The organism is Streptomyces sp. TRM68367, from assembly GCF_014495685.1.
GTDB lineage: Bacteria > Actinomycetota > Actinomycetes > Streptomycetales > Streptomycetaceae > Streptomyces.
In genome coordinates, this window is the sequence record NZ_JACTVI010000046.1 from 27,479 (window position 1) to 45,242 (window position 17,764).

A 17,764-nucleotide genomic window follows, 5' to 3' on the forward strand; every position below is an offset into this window, starting at 1 on the left:
AAGGATCACTCTAGCCCGGATGCCTTCAAGTGGCCCAGGTGGCCGGTCAACTCTGCCGGCGGCCGTCGACGTGGTACTTCGGCGCACGCACGCTGTACCCGCATGCCCGAGTGGTCGCCACCAGACGATGCCCGAGGCGCCGAGCAGCATGTGCGAGCGGAGGCCGATGGGGGCGACCTCGTCGAAGTACGCCAGCAGTGTCACGGGCGTCGCCGAACAGGTCAGCGCAGCAGCAGCTGCGCGATCGCGATGACACCGACCGCGACGATGACCGCGCGGAGCGCGGTGGGCGGAAGGCGGCGGCCGACCTTGGCGCCGATCTGCCCGCCGAGGGCGGAGCCGACGGCGATCAGCAGGACCGCGGTCCAGTCGAACTCGGCGACGAAGACGAAGAAGCAGGCGGCGATGCCGTTGACGACGGCTCTGAGGATGTTCTTCACGGCGTTGACGCGTTGCAGGTCCTCGTCGAGGAACAGGCCCATCAGAGAGAGGTACAGGACCCCTTGGGCGGCGCCGAAATAGCCGCCGTACCCGCTCGCGAGGAGCAGTCCGACCAGGAGGACGGGTCCCCCGTGCGGGCGGCCGGTGGTGCCGTTGTTCTCGCGGCGGCGCCGTACGGCTCTGGCGAGCCGGGGCTGGAGCAGAACGAGGACGAGCGCGAGGCCGATCAGCACGGGGACGATCGTGCCGAAGGCCTCGGAGGGCAGGGCGAGCAGCAGGATGGCGCCGCCGAGTCCGCCGGTGAGAGCGGTGAGGCCGAGCACGAGTGCGCGGCGGTCCTGTCCGCGGAGTTCGGCGCGGTAGCCGATGGCTCCGCTGATGGAGCCGGGGACGAGGCCCAGGGCATTGGAGACGTTGGCGGTGATCGGCGGCAGTCCGGTGGCGAGCAGCACCGGGAAGGTGATCAGGGTGCCGGAACCGACGATGGTGTTGATCGCGCCGGCTCCGATACCGGCCACGAGAACGGCCACTGCTTCCCAGATGGACAACGCCATCTCCTTACATGATCAGCGTGTCACCTCCCCGCCGCGCAGCGGGCGGTCGAGGGGCTCGCACTGATCATGCACGAACGAGCGTGTGGCTCAGCGCGCGTGCTCAGCATGTGGGCTCAGCGGTCGTGGCTTGTCCGCGGCGCTCGGTGCCGGTGCCGTCGGTCGCCATGCCGTGGGTCACTCGCCGTAGGGCGCGGCGATCTGCGGAAGGCATGTCGGACACAGCTGACGCGGACGGAATCCTGGTCGGCTGGGCAGGCTGAACTGGCACTCGCCGGAAGGGAGTCGGTGCGACCGCCGGAAGAGGGGGTGGTTCGTTCCTCCGGGTTGGGCGGGATGACGAAACGAGCAAAGGCCGGGCCTGGCAGCCGCACGACGGGCGGCCGGGCTTGTCACCGGCCCGGTCGGCACCGTACGGGTCAGCAGCACCTGCTGGGCCGGGACTTCGCCGAGGCAGTCCGCTGCCGGCCGTTGCCCGGAGCGGCGCACCCCTCGCTCCGCAAGCGGTCTTGCTCGTGGCCGCTGACCGTCGGCCATGCAGAGTCATGGCCGCGGCAGCTCCGCGGCTGCACGGACCGGGACCTTCTTCGGTGACGCGGCTTCGCCACATCGGGACGGGGCCGACGGGCCCTTTCCCCGACCGATGGCCCGAGCCAACCCACTCCGGTGGGTGTCCACCGTCAGCCTCCCGGCCCTCACGACCCCCGGCCCCGTCTCAGCCCCGCCTCTCCGACCCGTCCCACCCCGGCGGCGGTGCCGTGCTCGCGCGTACCACCAGCCGGGTCGGCACGAGGGTCGTCCCCCGTTCCGGTGTGTCGGCCCGGCGCATCTTGCGCAGCACCGCCTCCACGCACAGTCGTCCCACCTCGGCGAAGTCCTGGTGGACGGTGGAGAGCGGGGGAAGGAAGGAGCCGGCCTCGGCGATGTCGTCGAAGCCGATCACGCTGACGTCCTCGGGCACGCGCCGCCCGCGTTCGTGCAGGGCACGCAGCAGGCCCAGGGCCATCTGGTCGTTGGCCGCGAAGACGGCGGTGCACTCCTGCTGGGCGGCGAGTTGCAGTCCCACCCGGTAGCCGGACTCCGCCGACCAGTCGCCGCGTACGAGAGGCGGTGCGGGACGGCCCGCCTCGGCGAGCGCCGCGCGCCAGGCGTCGGCGCGGCGCTGGGCGGCGAACGAGCCCTCGGGCCCGCCCAGATGCCATACGGTCCGGTGGCCCAGGTCGAGAAGATGGCGTACGGCGTTTCGGGTGCCGCCGGCCTGGTCGGTGTCCACGACCGTGTAGCGGTCGCCGGCGTCGGAGTCGACCACCACGACCTGGACGCGCGGCGGCAGCGTGACCGTCACCGCGTCCACCAGGTGGACCTCCATGATGACGATCACCGCGTCGACCGCGAGCTCCTCCAGCCGGGTGAAGGCGCCCCGCACCTCGTCCTGGGTCGGCACCGCGATCGGCAGCAGCGTCACCGCGTATCCCTCGTGCGCCGCGGAGTTGGCGATGGCCTCCAGCGTGCGCACGTTGCCGGTGGTGGACAGCGAGAAGGTGATGACGCCGATGGTGCGGAACTCGCCCCGCTTGAGCGCGCGGGCCGCGCTGTTGGGCCGGTAGCCGAGCTCCTTCATCGCCGCGAGCACCTGGCGGCGGGTCTCCTCGTTCACTCCTGCGTAACCGTTGGAGACCCGGGAAACGGTCTGCGACGACACGCCCGCCAGCCGGGCCACGTCCGCCATGGAGGCGCTGGCCCGGCCGCCGCCCTTGGTGCGGCCACGGGCGCGCTTCTGCCCGTCGTCGATCGCGGCCCCCGGCCCGCCCGCGGTTTTCGCGGCTTGCCCGGGCACGCCGACCGGCGGTCTCTCAGCCGTGTCCACTCGCTGTCCGCCTCCTCTCCACTGACTCTCCCTTCACGATTCCCAGGGGCCCCCTTGACCCTCCTCAAGAGGGCAGTGTAGACATGCCGCCATCAGATGTTTACGTAAACATAACAGCACATCGGCCCCCTTGGGGTGATCGATGTTTGCGTAAACATCCCGCGGTGGTGTGGCACCGCGACGGACGCCCCGCCGCCACCACCGGTTCCAGGACGTGGACGAGCGAGGAACGACATGACGACGCTTCAACCGCCGGTGGCCGCCAAGGCACGGCCGGCCCCACCTCCGGCGCGACGGGACCGCCGCTCCTGGACGGGGTGGGGTTTCATCGGTCCCTTCGTGGCCGTGTTCGCCCTGGTCTTCCTCGCTCCGATCGCGTACTCGATCTATCTCAGCCTCTACCGCAACCAGCTGATCGGCGGAAACACCTTCGTCGGCCTGGACAACTACAAGCAGGCCCTGCAGGACGACCAGTTCTGGGAGTCGCTCGCCCGGGTCTCGCTCTTCCTGTGCGTCCAGGTGCCGATCATGCTCGGCATCGCCCTGCTGGTGGCCCTCGCGCTGGACAGCGGGCGGCTCTACGGCAGGAACTTCTTCCGCATCTCGATCTTCCTGCCGTACGCGGTGCCCGCCGTGGTCGCCACCCTGATGTGGGGCTTCATGTACGGCAGCCAGTTCGGCCTGGTCGGTGACATCAACGGCGCGCTGGGCATCTCGCTCCCCAACCCGCTCTCCGCCGACTGGGTCCTGGCATCGATCGGCAACATCGTGACCTGGGAGTTCGTCGGCTACAACATGCTGATCTTCTACTCGGCGCTGCGCGTGATCCCGACCTCCCTGTACGAGGCGGCGGAGATCGACGGTGCCGGGCAGGTCCGCGTCATCACGGCCATCAAGCTCCCCGCGATCCGCGGTGCCCTGGTCATCGCGACGATCTTCTCGATCATCGGCAGCTTCCAGCTGTTCAACGAGCCGAGCATCCTGCGCAACCTCGCGAGGAACACCATCACCACCGACTACACCCCGAACTTCTACACGTACGCGCTCTCCTTCAACGGACAGCAGCACAACTACTCCGCGGCGGTCGCCATCATCATGGGGCTGATCACCATGGTCATCGCCTACGTCGTCCAGCTTCGCGGCATGCGCAAGGGAGCGTGACCGATGACCAGTCCTGCCTCCACCGCCACCCGGCCGCGCTCGTCCTCCGGATCGTCGGGGTCAGTGCCCCGGCTGCGCACGCCCCGCAAGCACACGGCCGGGCGGCCCCGGCGCAGCGTGCTGCTCACCCTGCTCACCGGTCTGGTCCTGCTCTACACCCTGCTCCCGCTGGCCTGGCTGCTCATCAGTGCCACCAAGACCCAGGAGGGTCTGGCCAGTTCGTTCGGGTTCTGGTTCGACGGCGGCCACTTCGCCCTGTGGGACAACATCAAGGAGACGTTCACCTACGACGACGGCGTCTTCACCCGCTGGCTGCTCAACACCCTGATGTACGTCGTGCTCGGGGCGGGCGGCGCCACCTTCCTGGCTGTCATGGGTGGTTACGCGCTGGCGAAGTTCAAGTTCCCCGGCAGGAACACCGTGTTCGCCGTCGTGATCGGTGCAGTCGCCGTGCCCGGCACCGCGCTGGCGGTGCCGACCTTCCTCATGTTCAGCAAGATGGGCCTGACGAACACCCCGTGGGCGGTGATCATCCCGTCGCTCATCTCGCCGTTCGGCCTGTATCTGATGTGGGTCTTCGCCACCGAGGCCATCCCCACCGAACTTCTGGAGGCCGCCCGGATGGACGGCGCCGGCGAGGTGCGCACCTTCTTCCAGGTCAGTCTGCCGCTGCTGGCGCCAGGCATCGTGACCGTTCTGCTGTTCACGACGGTCGCGACCTGGAACAACTACTTCCTGCCGTTGATCATGCTCAAGGATCCGGACTGGTATCCCCTGACGCTCGGCCTCAACGCCTGGAACGCCCAGGCCGCCACGGCCGGCGGCCAGCCCGTCTTCAACCTCGTGATCACCGGCTCGGTCCTCACCATCCTCCCGCTGATCGCCGCGTTCCTGATGCTGCAGAAGTACTGGCAGTCCGGCCTCGCCGCCGGAAGCGTCAAGGAGTAGCCGGGCCCCGGCCCCATATGCCCCCCACGACTGTCACCCTCAACCTGTTCCGGCCACGAAGAAGTGGAAGCACCTCCATGTCCATGAAGACCCGCCGCCTGTTGCGCGGCATCGCCCTCGTCTCCACGCTCGCCCTGGGCGCGACCGCCTGCGGCGGATCCGACAACGGGGACTCCGGCCAGAAGGCGATGTCCCAGGCGGACATCGACGCGGCCCTGAAGAAGGGCGGCTCCGTCACCGTCTGGGCCTGGGAGCCCACGCTCAAGCAGGTCGTCACCGACTTCGAGAAGGCGCACCCCAAGGTCAAGGTCAACCTGGTCAACCCGGGCACCGGCGCCGACGCGTACACCGCCCTGTCGAATGCCATCTCGGCGAAGAAGGGCGTCCCCGACGTCGCGCAGATCGAGTACTACGCGCTCGGCCAGTACGCGCTCACGAAGGAACTGACTGACCTCAAGCCCTTCGGCGCCGACAAGCTCGCCAAGAAGTACTCGCCCGGCCCGTGGAACTCCGTGAAGTCCGGTGACGGCATCTACGGCCTGCCGATGGACTCCGGCCCGATGGCGATGTTCTACAACAAGAAGGTCTTCGACAAGTACAAGATCGCGGTGCCGACCACCTGGGACGAGTACGTCCAAGCGGCGCGCAAGCTGCACAAGGCCGACCCCAAGGCCTACATCACCAGCGACATGGGCGACGCCGGCATGACCACCAGCCTGCTGTGGCAGGCCGGTTCGCGCCCGTACAAGGTCGACGGCACCAAGGTGAAGATCGACTTCTCCGGCCCGGCCGCCCGGAAGTACACCAGCACCTGGCAGAAGCTGATCAGCGAGAAGCTGGTGGCGCCCGTCCCCGGCTGGACCGACGCCTGGTACAAGGGCCTCGGCGACGGCACCATCGCCACGCTGACCACCGGCGCCTGGATGCCCGCCAACTTCGTCTCCGGCGTGAAGAACGCGTCCGGTGACTGGCGCGTGGCCCCGATGCCGCAGTGGACCAAGGGCGACAAGACGACCGCGGAGAACGGCGGAAGCTCGCTGGCCATGCCCGAGGCGGGCAAGAACGAGGCTCTGGCCTACGCCTTCATCGAGTACGCCAACGCCGGCAAGGGCGTGCAGACCCGCATCAAGGCCGGCGCCTTCCCGGCGACCACCGCGGACCTGAACTCCCAGGCGTTCCAGGCCACGAAGTTCGACTACTTCGGCGGACAGGAGGCGAACAAGATCTTCGCCGAGTCGGCCGCGAAGGTCGGCCCCAACTGGTCGTACCTGCCGTACCAGGTGTACGCCAACTCGATCTTCAACGACACCGCCGGCAAGGCCTACGTCTCCGGCACCACGCTGACGCAGGGACTGAAGGCCTGGCAGGACGCCTCGATCAAGTACGGCAACGAGCAGGGCTTCACCGTCGAGAAGTAGCCGGGAAGCATTGAGCGCCGGGCGGCGCGGTGGACCACCGCGCCGCCCCCGTGCACCCCATCCGGAAGGACCGCCATGATCTCCACCCTCCTGTCCCGCTCGTCGCGCGGGGCGGACGGCGACCCCGTCCCCCGTCTCGGCTACGGTGCCGACTACAACCGTTCCTTTGGGCTGAGCAGGAGTGAGCCCATTCAGCCGCACGCCCCGAACGGTCTTGGGCGCACTGGTCCCCGGCGTACTCAACCCCGGGGCGGCGACACGCATCCTGTGCGTGGTCCGGGCCCGGGAGGCCAGATCCCTACACGGCCTGGCCATGTGGGTACGGCCAGAGGCGACGGGGAGGCCCTGAACCATCACGCTGGTGGAGCAGGGGCCCCGCACGCTGGCGCCGTATCCGGCGTCCCAGATCGCACGATCACGTTAACCCGATCGGCTCAGGGCACCGCAAGCCCGCAAGCGGACCATCACACGATCGAGCTAAACCGACCTCGTGCGCACTCCCCAGCGAGCAGTCACCAACCCCGAGCAGTGGCCCTGGGACGTGTGAGAGGAGGACGTCCGGCTGATGCGGGAGGCCGGCGCCAACGTCGTGTCCGTGGCGATCTTCTCCTGGGCCCGCATCCAGCCAGCCGCGGACCAGTGGGACTTCGGCTGGCTCGACGAGGTCATGGACCTGCTGCACCAAGCCGGCATTGGCGTCGACCTGGCCACCGCCACCGCGTCCCGGCCGCCCTGGCTGAGCACCGCGCCCACTCAAAGGACCACCTCCGGGCTGAGCGGGACATCCTGCGCGAGCTCACACCCGACGTGCCGGTCACCACCAACTTCATGGTGATGAGCGGCACCAAGGGCATGAACTACCCGGACTGGGCGGAGGAGATCGACTTTGTCTCCAACGACCACTACGTCCACCCCGGCCCCCAGGACCGCGACGAGCTGTCCTTCTCCGCCAACCTCACCAGCGGTATCGCGGGCGGCCGGCCCTGGTGCCTGATGGAGCACTCCACCAGCGCCGTCAACTGGCAGCCCGTCAACGTGGCCAAGGGGCCGGGCGACCTGGCCCGCGACTCGCTGCTGCACGTGGCGCACGGGGCGGACGCGGTGTGCTTCTTCCAGTGGCGGCAGTCGGCGGCCGGCGCCGAGAAGTACCACTCGGCGATGGTCCCGCACGCCGGCGCGGACAGCGATCTGTTCCGCACGGTGGCCGGTCTCGGCGCCACGCTCCGGGCCCTCGCCCCGGTCGCCGGTTGCGAACGGGAGCCGGCCCGGGTCGGGATCGTCTACGACTGGGAGTCGTGGTGGGCGAGCGAGCAGGACTCGCGCCCCACCTCGCTGCTCGACTACCGCCGGGAGGCGCTCGACTGGTACTCGGCGCTGCTCCGCCTCGGCGTCCGCGCCGACCTCGTCACCCGCGCCGACCTGTCCCGCCACCAGGTGCTGATCGCCCCGATCCTGCACATGGTGCCCGCCGACCTGGCCAAGGAGCTCACGCGCTACGCCGAGCAGGGCGGCCACCTGATCACCACCTACTTCTCGGCGGTCGTCGACGAGAACGACCACGTCTGGCTGGGCGGTTACCCGGGCGCCCTGCGCGACCTGCTGGGCCTGCGCATCGAGGAGTTCGGGCCGCTGCTCGCCGGGGACACGGTCGAGCTGGACGACGCGACCACCGGCAGCCTGTGGACCGACCGGATCACCGTCACCGACTCCCAGACACAGGTCCTGGCCCGCTACCTCACCGGCGCGCAGGCCGGCCGCCCTGCCGTCACCCGCCGTCCGACGGGCGGCGGTTCGGCCTCCTATGTCTCCACCCGGCTCGGCGTCGAAGGGCTCACCGCCCTGCTGCCGCGGCTGCTCGAACCGGCCGGCGTGGAGAGCGAACTTCCGGCGGCGGTACGCGGTCTGGTCGAGCTGACCGTGCGCCGCGGCACCGACAGCCGGTTCCTGTTCCTGGTCAACCGGACCGACGGCGCCGTGCCGGTGCCCGGGCTCACGGGAGAGGTCCTGCTCGGCGACGCCCTCGCCGACGGTGTGCTCACCCTCGGGCCCCGGGACGTCGCCGTACTGCGGCAGCCCACCAGCTGAGCCCCGGGACCCGTAACGCACCCGCACCCACGACTCCTCGGACGGCACACACCCGTCCGAGGCCCGTCCCTTCCCGCTCCGTGGCGGGAAGGGGCAGCACAGCCACCACACTCCAGTTGGGAGCACACGATGGCACGCCGTACCCGCACCAGACGGTCCCTCGGGGCCGCCGCCCTGACAGCCCTGGCCACCGGGGCCGCCCTGCTCAGTGTCCCCGCACAGGCCGAGGCCGCTGCCTCCGTCACCGTGACGCCGGACCCGTCGTACAAGCAGGAGAAGTTCGAGGGCTGGGGCACCAGCCTGGTCTGGTTCGCCAACGCCACCGGCGACTACCCGCCGGAGATACGCGAGAAGCTCGCCAGGCTCCTCTTCGGCGACGACGGCCTGGCGCTGAACATCGCCCGGTACAACATCGGCGGCGGCAACGCCCCCGACGTCAAGGACTACCTGCGCGCCGGCGGTGCCGTCGAGGGCTGGTGGAAGGCGCCCGCGGGCACCACCCGTGAGGACACCGACTGGTGGAGCGCCGACGACCCGGCAGACTGGAACAACGACGCCGACGTCACCCAGCGGTGGTGGGTGGACCGCATCAAGAAGGACATCACCCACTGGGAGACCTTCAGCAACTCCCCGCCGTGGTTCATGACGGTCAGCGGCTACGTCTCCGGCGGGTTCGACGCCAGCGCGGACCAGTTGAAGGCCGACTCGGTCGACGACTTCGCGGCCTACATGGCGGGCGCGACCAAGCGGCTGGAGAAGGCGGAGGGCATCAAGGTCGACACCGTCGACCCGTTCAACGAGCCCAACACCGACTACTGGAGCACCCGCCTCGGCGCGGACGGCGAGCCGGTCGGCGGCCGTCAGGAGGGCGCGCACATCGGTCCCGCGCTCCAGCAGAAGGTCCTCGCCGCACTGGCGCCCGCGCTGAAGAAGGCCAGGGTCGGAGCGGACATCTCCGCGATGGACGAGACCAACCCGTCGATCTTCGCGCAGAACTGGAACACCTACTCGCAGCAGTCCCGCGATCTGGTCGACCAGATGAACGTCCACACCTACGGCACCGGACAGCGCACCACCGTGCGCGACCTGGCCAAGGCCGCGGACAAGCCGCTGTGGATGAGCGAGGTCGAGGGCGACTGGGGCGACGGGCAGAGCTTCACGGACATGCGGCCCGGCCTCGGCCTGGCCCAGCGCATCGTCGACGACCTGAGGGAGCTGGAGCCCAAGGCCTGGGTGTTCTGGCAGCCGGTCGAGGACTACGACAACATGAAGCCGGGCGGCGAGTCCGCCAAGGGCGGCAACTGGGGCGAGATCCAGATCCCGTTCAGCTGTACCTCGAAGGACACGCTGGAGTCCTGCCCGATCTACACGAACACCAAGTTCGACACGGCTCGCAACTTCACGCACTTCATCAAGCCCGGCGACAAGCTGATCAAGGTGGACGACACCTCCAGCGCCGCGGCCGTGACCGCGAACGGCAAGGGCGCCTCGCTCGTCCACGTCAACAGCACCACGGCGCCCCGCACGGTCACCGTCGACCTGTCCAAGTTCCGCACCGTCAGCCGCGACGCGACCGTCACTCCGGTCGTCACCGACGCCGACGGAAAGCTCGAGCGGCAGGCCCCGATCGAGGTCAGCGACCGCAAGGCCACCTTCACCGTGCCCGCCCAGTCGGTGACCTCCTTCGCCGTCAAGGGTGTCTCCGGCGTCGCGAAGGACGCGCCGCTGCTGAGCAAGGGGCACAGCTACACGCTGACCGGTGTCCAGAGCGGCAAGGCAGTCACCGTCGCGAGCAACGGTACGAACCTCGTGATCGGCTCGGGCAACGGCTCCACCGCCCAGCTGTGGCAGCTGAGTGCGCGGTACGGCGAGACCGGCGCCCGTCAGCGCTACGTCTTCAGCAACCCGGCCGAGGGCAAGCGGCTGGCCGTCCGCGACAACGTGCCCGTAGTGGAGCCCGACACGGGCGAGCGGGACGCGGCCACCGAGTGGATCATGTCGACCACCGGTGACGGCACGTGGACGCTGGTCAACGCGGCCACCGGGCGTCTTCTGGAGGTCGGCGGCCAGGCCACGAACGAGGGCGCTGCCGTCACGACCTGGCAGCCGAACTCCGGCTCCAACCAGCGCTGGAGGGTCACGGACGTGACCGACGAGGGGGCGGACGGCTAGATCCGGATCGGTCCCGAGGTCCCGCATCGAGAGCTCTGCCGGACCGCGTCCGCCGCGGTGCGGCAGAGCTCTCGTCGCTGCTCCCGTCGCTCCATCGTGCCCCACTCGATGATCCCCGCGTTGTTCACCAACACGGAGACGGGACCCAGATCCCGTTCCGTCTCCGCCACCACTCGCTGCCAGTCGTCCGCGCTGCTGACGTCCAGGCGCAGGTTGCGGGACCGGCCGCCGAGTTCCGCCGGGTGTACCTCCGCGGGGAGTTCCCAGGCGCCGGCGTCGGGGCGCCAGCGTGAAACCGGGTTCGAGCAGTTCCAGACCATCGTACGGCAGCCGAAGCACGCGGCTTCGGTTCACCGCGGTGCCACCGCCGCCCACGCGGCGTCGTCCAGTGCCAGGTGCCGGTCGGTCTCCGTGCGGGAGGGCATGGTGGGTACGTCGTCCCTGGTGCGCAGTGCGGCGGCGGCCGCGAGGTGGCCGAGGCGCAGGCGGGACCGTTCGTCGTGGTTGTCCAGGACGCCGGAGAGGTAGCCGGCCGCGAACGCGTCGCCCGCGCCGACCGGTTCGACGACCTTGGTGGGCAGCGCGGGGACGAATGCCGGGGTGCCCTCGGTGTACGACGTGGCCCCGTGCTCGGCGTCCTTGACGACCACCACCGGCGCGGGCGCGAGCAGTGCGGCCACGTCGTCCGGGCGGGCGGTGCCCCACAGGGTCTCGGCCTCGTCGCGTCCGACGAACACCAGGTCCGCGGCGCGGGCGAGGGACAGCAGGCGCCGGGCGGCCTCCGCGGTGCCTCCGCTCCAGAGCGCGGGACGGTGGTTGACGTCGAAGGAGACGGCCGGCGTCGCGCCGGTCACGCGGTCGAGGAGGATCGCCTCCAGCAGGCGGGCGCAGCTCTTGGAGAGCGCCGCGGTGATGCCCGACAGGTGCACGAGGCGGGCGCCCCGCAGTGCGGGCAGCCGGGCCAGGTCCGGGCCCATGCGGGTGGCGGCGGAGCCGGCGCGGTAGTAGTGCGTGCGGGTGCGGTCCGGGCCGGGATCCTTGAAGTAGATACCGGTCGGCCGGTCCGGGTCGGTCTCGACCTGGCTCACGTCGATGCCGCGCGCGGTGAGTTCGGCCACGACACGGTGTCCGAACGGATCGTCGCCCACGCGGCTCAGCCAGGCGGCGCGGTGCCCCAGTCCGGCCAGCCCGCAGGCGACGTTGGACTCCGCGCCGCCGATCGTCATTCTGAGTGTGGCCTGCTCGGCGAGCGGACCGGTGTCCGGCGGACCGAGGACGGCCATCGTCTCGCCGACGCACACGACTTCGGCCGCGCGGCGCCGACCGTCGACGGCACGGGGCGGGGGCGGCAGGGGCACGGGATCCTCCTGGCGGGGGGTGGGTACGGGCCATGCGGTGACGACCGGTGGTTTGCGGTGACGCGGTGAACTGCGGGGAAGATGTGGTGCGTTGCGGGAATGCGGTGACCGTGGTGGTTTACGGGAGGCGTACGTCGCCCCGGGACCCGTACGCGGCCTCACGCTCCGCTCAGGCGCAGCAGGACCTTGCTGCTGCCGCTGTCCGGGGCGGCGGCGACGGCCAGGGCCTCCTCGGCTCGTGCGAGCGGGAAGCGGTGGGTGATCAGGGGTGTTACGTCCAGGCCGTCCCGCAGGGCGCGCAGGGCATCGTCGATCTCCTCGACGAAGCGGTACGAGCCGATCCAGGTGATCTCGCGGGTCACCAGGTCACCGAGGGCCGCGGGCGCGGCCGTACCGGGCAGGTTGCCTACCTGGACGAGGGTGCCGCCCCGGGCCGTGGCCCGCAGTACCGGGCCCAGCGCGGCCGGGGCGCCGGACGCCTCGAAGACGACATCCACGTCCCGCGGCAGCTCGTCGCCGGCCGTGAGGTCGCGGGTGTCGTCGGCGCCCATGGCATGGGCCACGGCGAGAGACGGGGCCGCCAGGTCGGCGGCGACGACGGTGTCCGCCCCGCGATACCGGGCGGCGGCCACGACCAGGGAGCCGATCGGGCCGGCACCGTTGACCAGTACGGTCCGGCCACGCAGGTCGCCGGCCCGCGCGACGGCGTGCAGGGCGACCGCCAACGGCTCGGCCAGGGCGCCCAGTTCCGTGCCGACGCCGTCGGGCAGCGGCCGGACCTGGTCCGCGCGCACCGCCCGGTACTCGCTGAACCCGCCGTCGGTGTGCGGGGTGAGGGCCGCCGAGCCGAAGTAGCGGACGTGCGGATAGAGGTTGGTGCGCCCCGCGATCCGCTCCGGCAGCACGCCGTCGCCGACGAGCTGGGCGGGATGCACGGTCACCGGCTGCCCTTCACGAAGCCCGGCACCGTCACGCGCGGCACCGTCACGCCCGGCACCGTCACGTCCGGCACCGTCACGCCCCGCGCTGCCACGCCCGGCGCCGCCGAGCCCGGTATCGCCCAGCCCAGTGTCTCCACGCCCGGCATCGCCACGCCCCGCATCGCCGTGTCCGGTGCCTTCCTTCCCCGCCCTGCCACGCCCGGTTTCGCCGCGCCCGGTATCGACACCCCCGGTACCGCCGCGCCCGGTGCCTCCACCCCCCCTACCCCCACTCCCGCCCGCCCCAGGCCCCAACGCGACGACCCGCCCCGCGACCTCGTGCCCGAGCACCAGCGGATGCGTCAGCGCGGCCGTACCGGACGCCCCGTTCCGCCAGTACGCGATGTCGGATCCGCAGATCCCGCCCCACTCCATGGCGATCAGCACCTCGCCGGGGCCGGGTACCGGCCGGGGCCGTTCCTCGACGCGTACGTCGCCGGGACCGTGCACCACGACGGCCCGCATGAGCCCCCCGTGGGCGACCGCATCGCGTTCTCCGGCTGCCGCTGTCATACGGCGTCCTCCAGGCGGACCAGGTCGCGTCCGCGGGTCTCGGGCGCGAGATACGCGCTGACGAAGGTGATGAGGGAGTAGACGACGAGCATCGCCGCGATGGGCCACCAGCTGCCGGTGACGGCGGTGAGGGTGGCGGCCAGGACGGGGCCGATCGCGGTGGCGAGGATGCCGCCGATCTCCTTGGCGAGCGCCAGCTGGGTGAACCGGGTGCGGGCGCCGAAGAGTTCGGCCATCGCCACGCTCTCCAGCGAGAACAGGCCGAGGACGCCGACGTTCAGGCCGAGGATCATGCCGATCATCACGGCGGGCGTCGAGCCGGAGGTGATGAGGAGCATCACCGGGAAGGCGACGGCCATGGTCAGCACGGTGAGCCCGAGATAGAGCGGGCGGCGCCCGAAGCGGTCGCCGAGCAGACCGACGAACGGCACCGTGGCGAAGCCCAGCAGCGAGCCGTACACGATCGCGTCCGTGGGCACGGACCGGCCGACGGCGAGGTTGGTGGCGATGTAGCCGACGAGGAACGTCTGGACGAGCCCGGAGTTGCCCGCCTGACCGAAGCGCAGCCCCAGGGCGAGGAAGAAGGCCTTGCCCTTGCGCTGCCGTATGCCGGCTGCGAGCACATCGCTGCGCTGCTCGTCGGCGTCGGCGATGACGGACTCGACCTCGTCGCGGGCGAGCGCCACCCCGTCCACCACGTCGGCGCGCTCCTCGAAGACGGGGCTCTCCTTGAGCCCGCGGCGCAGCCAGACGGCGAACAGCATCAGGGCGAAGCTGAGCAGGAAGGGCAGCCGCCAGCCCCAGGAGAGCAGTTGGTCCTCGCTGAGCACGGCGAGCAGGACGGCCCACAGTCCGGAGGCGGCGAGTGTCCCGGAGTTGGTGCCGAGCGAGACCAGCGAGGCGATCAGACCGCGCCGCCGGACGGGCGCGTACTCGGCGAGCAGCACGGTGGCCCCGGCGATCTCGGCGCCCGCGCCGAACCCCTGCACCAGCCGCAACACGACGAGCAGGACCGGCGCGAGGATGCCGATCGTGGCGTAGGTGGGCAGGACGCCGATCAGTGTGGTGGAGGCGCCCATCAGCAGGATGGTGAGGTAGAGGACCTTCTTGCGGCCGATCCGGTCGCCCATCCGCCCGAAGTAGACGGCGCCCGCGAGCCGGGCGACATAGCCCACGCCGTACGTGGCCATCGCGGCGATGAGCCCGATGGCGGGGCTGACATCCGGGAAGAAGATCTTGTTGAAGACGATCGCGGCGGCCAACGAGTAGAGCTGGAAGTCCATGAACTCCATGGCCGTGCCGAGCCAGCCCGACACGGCGGCTCTGGCCAGATCGCCGGTGCTGCGCTGCGCGGGCCGCGTCGGCTCCGCGCTGACGGCGCTGTCCTTCATTGTGAACTCCGTTGTTCGTTCGGGGACTGCGAGCGGTGGCGTGGGGGGTGAAGCAACAGATGGCTGGGGCCCGGGCCTCGGCCCGCCGACGTCGGGAACGGACTCAGATCTCGACGCGGCCGGCCCGCAGCGCCGGCAGCCGGTCCGCGACCGCGGCGGTGAGCGCGTCGTCGCCGGCCAGGTCCGCCGCGCCGACGGCACGCAGCAGCGCGCGCACCGTCTCCACGGGCCGTGCCGGAGATCTCCAGCAGTCGGTGAGCGCGTCCGCCGCCGGGTCGCTCAGGGGGCTGCCGGGCCGTGTGCCGTACGCCCAGGCGGCGAGGGCGAGTTCGAGGACCGGGGTGCTACGGCCGCGGGCGCGCAGCTCGCGCAGGGCGGGCAGCCAGCGCTCCGTGATCTTCAGTGAGGCGTCCGAGCCGATCTGCCGCAGCCGGTGGTGCATCGCGGGGTTGCGGAAACGTACGACGAGATCGTCGGCGTACGCCACCGGATCGGGACCGTCGGCGGGGAGGGTCGGGGCGACCTCGGCGCACAGCCCCCGGATCAGGCGCTCGCCCCAGTCGGACGCCAGGGCGTCGGCGACGGTGGCGCGGCCCGCGGCGAGACCCAGGTGGGCCAGCGCCGAGTGGGAGCCGTTCAGCAGCCGCAGCTTGGTGAGCTGGTACGGCGCCACGTCCGGGACGAACAGGGCGCCGTCCCGCTCCCACGGCGGCCGGGGCGCGGCGAACGCGTCCTGAAGGACCCACTGGCGGTAGGGCTCGCCGGTCACCGGCAGGGCGTCGTGCAGCCCGAGCGCGGCGTCGGCCGCCGCCCGGTCGGCCTCGCTCGTGGCGGGAACGATCCGGTCCACGACCGTCGCGGGGAAGGCGACGGCGTGGGCCATCCGGTCGAGGATCGTGTCCCGGTCGGGCCAGGAGGACGCCCGGATGAAGTCGCGGACGATCCGGTCCAGCGCGGCGCCGTTGCCCGCCATGTTGTCGCAGGACACCACGCTGACCGGCGGCGCACCGGCCCGCATCCGCGCGGCCAGCCCCGCGGCCAACCTGCCGATCGCCGTGGTGAGTTGGCCGCCGGCGGCTGCCGCCAGGTCGGCGGCGACCGGCGGTGCCGCGGTATCCAGTCCGCCGGTGACCGGCGAGCGGTGGTAGCCCTTCTCCGTGACGGTCAGGGTCACCACCGTCACGCTGGGGCCGGCGAGCAGGGCGTCGACGGCGCCGGCGTCCGGGCCCATCGCCAGGGCGTCGACGACCGCGCCGACGACCCGGACCGCGCTGCCGTCCGGGCGGCGTTCGGTGAGCGAGTAGAGGCAGTCCTGGTCCCGCAGCGCGCGCACGACATCGGCCGACCGGGGCGCGACGGCCGTGATGCCCCAGGGCTCGCCGGAGAGGACGGCGGCGTTCTCGGTGTAGACGGCCTGGTGGGCCCGGTGGAAGGCGCCGAGCCCGAAGTGCACGATGCGAGGGCGCAGCTCGGCGGGGTCGATACGGGGACGCAGCCCGGCCGCCAGCCGGGGGAGCGCCGCACGGTCCAGTGTCCGCAGGTCCACGGCGCTCACCAGTCGTGCACCGAGCCGTCGAGGCGGCGCGCGACGGGCAGGTAGCGCCGCTGGTACGGGAAGCGCTCGGCGGCCTTCTCGTCGTACTCCACGCCGAGTCCCGGCTCCTCGGACGGATGGAGCATGCCGTCGGCGAACGTGGCCCCGCCGCGGAACACCTCGGCGGCCTCCTCGGGGTGCCCCATGTACTCCTGGATGCCGAAGTTCGGCACGGCCAGGTCGAGGTGGACGGCGGCGGCCATGCTGACGGGGGAGAGGTCGGTCGCGCCGTGGGAGCCGGTGCGCACCTGGTGGAGCGCGGCGAGGTCGAAGATGCGCCGCAGATGCGTGATGCCGCCCGCGTGGACGACGGTGGTGCGCACGTAGTCGATGAGCTGCTGGGTGATCAGGTGCTGGACGTCCCAGATCGAGTTCATCACCTCGCCGACCGCGAGGGGCGTGGTGGTGTGCTCGCGGATGAGGCGGAACGCCTCCTGGTTCTCGGCCGGGGTCGGGTCCTCCATCCAGAACAGCCGGCAGCCCTCGACGCTCTTGCCGAACCGCGCCGCCTCGATGGGGGTGAGCCGGTGGTGCACGTCGTGCAGGAGGTGGAAGCCGAACCCGAAGCGCTCGCGCACCGCCTCCAGATAGGTGGGCGCGAAGCCGAGGTACGCCTCCGTGTCCCAGGGCTGCTCCTCGGGCAGATCGGTCGCGGCGGGCTCGTACAGCCTGCCCTTGCGGACCCCGTACGTGCCGCCCACGTCGGGCACCGCCGCCTGCGCCCGTACGGCCTTGTAGCCCAGCTCCAGACAGCGCTCGACGTCGTCCAGGAGCGAAGGGACGTCCGGGCCGCTGGCGTGCGAGTAGACGAGGACGCCGTCGCGGGACCGGCCGCCCAGGAGCTGGTAGACCGGCAGCCCGGCCGCCTTGCCCTTGATGTCCCACAGCGCGGTGTCGACGGCGGAGATCGCCGTCATGGTGACCGGGCCGCGGCGCCAGTACGCGCCCTTGTACAGGTACTGCCACATGTCCTCGATGCGCGCCGGATCCCTGCCGATCAGCAGCGGCACCACGTGGTCGCGCAGATAGCTCGCCACGGCCAGCTCACGCCCGTTGAGCGTGGCGTCGCCGAGCCCGGTCACCCCGTCCGTGGTGGTGATGCGCAGCGTGACGAACGTGCGCCCGGGGGAGGCGACGAACACCTCGGCGCGCTCGATCCTGCTCACAGGGGCTCCCTTCCAGTCGACCGGCACTCCTTCACGACCGGTACTTGTATACAAGCATCGGTCGTGAAGTACGGCAATACCTCTGCCGCACACGTTCCCGCAGTCCGTACGATGGGCAC

The 17,764-nt window shown here is 71.1% G+C and carries 13 protein-coding genes and 2 pseudogenes; 5 read left to right on the top strand and 10 right to left on the bottom strand.

The window, feature by feature from the left end; genetic code table 11:
• Window positions 1-221: 221 nt before the first annotated feature.
• Together H8R17_RS26310 and H8R17_RS26315 are read right to left on the bottom strand one after the other, a co-directional pair.
• Window positions 222-995 (bottom strand): sulfite exporter TauE/SafE family protein, encoded by a 774-nt coding sequence (locus H8R17_RS26310; protein ID WP_187825691.1) that lies wholly within the window; start codon window positions 993-995, stop codon window positions 222-224.
• A 712-nt stretch (window positions 996-1,707) separates the two neighbouring features.
• On the bottom strand, window positions 1,708-2,859 hold the full coding sequence (locus H8R17_RS26315; RefSeq protein ID WP_399477286.1) for a LacI family DNA-binding transcriptional regulator: 1,152 nt from the start codon (window positions 2,857-2,859) through the stop codon (window positions 1,708-1,710).
• A 234-nt stretch (window positions 2,860-3,093) separates the two neighbouring features.
• Here H8R17_RS26315 and H8R17_RS26320 point away from each other — a divergent pair, with 234 nt between their 5' ends.
• The 5 genes and pseudogenes from H8R17_RS26320 to H8R17_RS26340 all read left to right on the top strand — a co-directional run bounded on the left by H8R17_RS26320 (window position 3,094) and on the right by H8R17_RS26340 (window position 10,643).
• Window positions 3,094-4,020: a carbohydrate ABC transporter permease gene (locus H8R17_RS26320; RefSeq protein ID WP_187825692.1), complete on the top strand. Its 927-nt coding sequence runs from the start codon at window positions 3,094-3,096 to the stop codon at window positions 4,018-4,020.
• Between the two features lie 3 nt (window positions 4,021-4,023).
• Entirely contained in the window at window positions 4,024-4,968 is a 945-nt protein-coding gene (locus H8R17_RS26325) for a carbohydrate ABC transporter permease (protein WP_187825693.1), read from the top strand.
• Between the two features lie 77 nt (window positions 4,969-5,045).
• Window positions 5,046-6,386, top strand: a complete 1,341-nt coding sequence (locus tag H8R17_RS26330) for an ABC transporter substrate-binding protein (protein WP_187825694.1) — start codon at window positions 5,046-5,048, stop codon at window positions 6,384-6,386.
• A gap of 490 nt (window positions 6,387-6,876) precedes the next feature.
• A pseudogene (locus H8R17_RS26335) lies at window positions 6,877-8,471 on the top strand (beta-galactosidase).
• A gap of 129 nt (window positions 8,472-8,600) precedes the next feature.
• Window positions 8,601-10,643, top strand: a complete 2,043-nt coding sequence (locus tag H8R17_RS26340) for a glycoside hydrolase (protein ID WP_187825695.1) — start codon at window positions 8,601-8,603, stop codon at window positions 10,641-10,643.
• On the opposite strand, the gene H8R17_RS26345 is transcribed toward H8R17_RS26340, so the two are convergent.
• The 8 genes and pseudogenes from H8R17_RS26345 to manD form a co-directional block, all read right to left on the bottom strand.
• Window positions 10,640-10,963, bottom strand: coding sequence for an SDR family NAD(P)-dependent oxidoreductase (locus H8R17_RS26345; RefSeq protein ID WP_187825696.1), 324 nt, complete (start codon window positions 10,961-10,963; stop codon window positions 10,640-10,642). The two genes, H8R17_RS26340 and H8R17_RS26345, sit on opposite strands and share 4 nt — an antisense overlap.
• Window positions 10,964-10,993: 30 nt before the next feature.
• Window positions 10,994-12,001, bottom strand: coding sequence for a sugar kinase (locus H8R17_RS26350; protein ID WP_316959536.1), 1,008 nt, complete (start codon window positions 11,999-12,001; stop codon window positions 10,994-10,996).
• A 158-nt stretch (window positions 12,002-12,159) separates the two neighbouring features.
• Window positions 12,160-12,942: a zinc-binding dehydrogenase gene (locus tag H8R17_RS48815; protein ID WP_316959539.1), complete on the bottom strand. Its 783-nt coding sequence runs from the start codon at window positions 12,940-12,942 to the stop codon at window positions 12,160-12,162.
• On the bottom strand, window positions 12,939-13,199 hold the full coding sequence (locus H8R17_RS48820; protein WP_223125487.1) for a hypothetical protein: 261 nt from the start codon (window positions 13,197-13,199) through the stop codon (window positions 12,939-12,941). Before H8R17_RS48820 ends, H8R17_RS48815 begins: the two co-directional genes overlap by 4 nt.
• A gap of 34 nt (window positions 13,200-13,233) precedes the next feature.
• Window positions 13,234-13,494, bottom strand: a pseudogene (locus H8R17_RS48825) (alcohol dehydrogenase catalytic domain-containing protein); the annotation flags it as partial.
• Window positions 13,491-14,885 (bottom strand): MFS transporter, encoded by a 1,395-nt coding sequence (locus tag H8R17_RS26365; RefSeq protein WP_187825697.1) that lies wholly within the window; start codon window positions 14,883-14,885, stop codon window positions 13,491-13,493. The gene H8R17_RS26365 and the pseudogene H8R17_RS48825, both read right to left, overlap by 4 nt.
• A gap of 103 nt (window positions 14,886-14,988) precedes the next feature.
• Window positions 14,989-16,440 (bottom strand): mannitol dehydrogenase family protein, encoded by a 1,452-nt coding sequence (locus H8R17_RS26370; protein WP_187825698.1) that lies wholly within the window; start codon window positions 16,438-16,440, stop codon window positions 14,989-14,991.
• Entirely contained in the window at window positions 16,437-17,645 is a 1,209-nt protein-coding gene (gene manD, locus H8R17_RS26375; protein ID WP_187825699.1) for a D-mannonate dehydratase ManD, read from the bottom strand. The genes H8R17_RS26370 and manD overlap by 4 nt, the downstream gene beginning before the upstream one ends.
• Window positions 17,646-17,764: the final 119 nt, after the last annotated feature.

Bases quoted from the DNA above. Each gene is read 5' to 3' on its own strand.
- H8R17_RS26320 (WP_187825692.1), top strand. From the start codon at position 3,094: ATGACGACGCTTCAACCGCCGGTGGCCGCCAAGGCACGGCCGGCCCCA.
- H8R17_RS26325 (WP_187825693.1), top strand. From the start codon at position 4,024: ATGACCAGTCCTGCCTCCACCGCCACCCGGCCGCGCTCGTCCTCCGGA.
- H8R17_RS26345 (WP_187825696.1), bottom strand. From the start codon at position 10,963: ATGGTCTGGAACTGCTCGAACCCGGTTTCACGCTGGCGCCCCGACGCC.
- H8R17_RS26330 (WP_187825694.1), top strand. From the start codon at position 5,046: ATGTCCATGAAGACCCGCCGCCTGTTGCGCGGCATCGCCCTCGTCTCC.
- H8R17_RS26365 (WP_187825697.1), bottom strand. From the start codon at position 14,885: ATGAAGGACAGCGCCGTCAGCGCGGAGCCGACGCGGCCCGCGCAGCGC.
- H8R17_RS26310 (WP_187825691.1), bottom strand. From the start codon at position 995: ATGGCGTTGTCCATCTGGGAAGCAGTGGCCGTTCTCGTGGCCGGTATC.
- H8R17_RS26340 (WP_187825695.1), top strand. From the start codon at position 8,601: ATGGCACGCCGTACCCGCACCAGACGGTCCCTCGGGGCCGCCGCCCTG.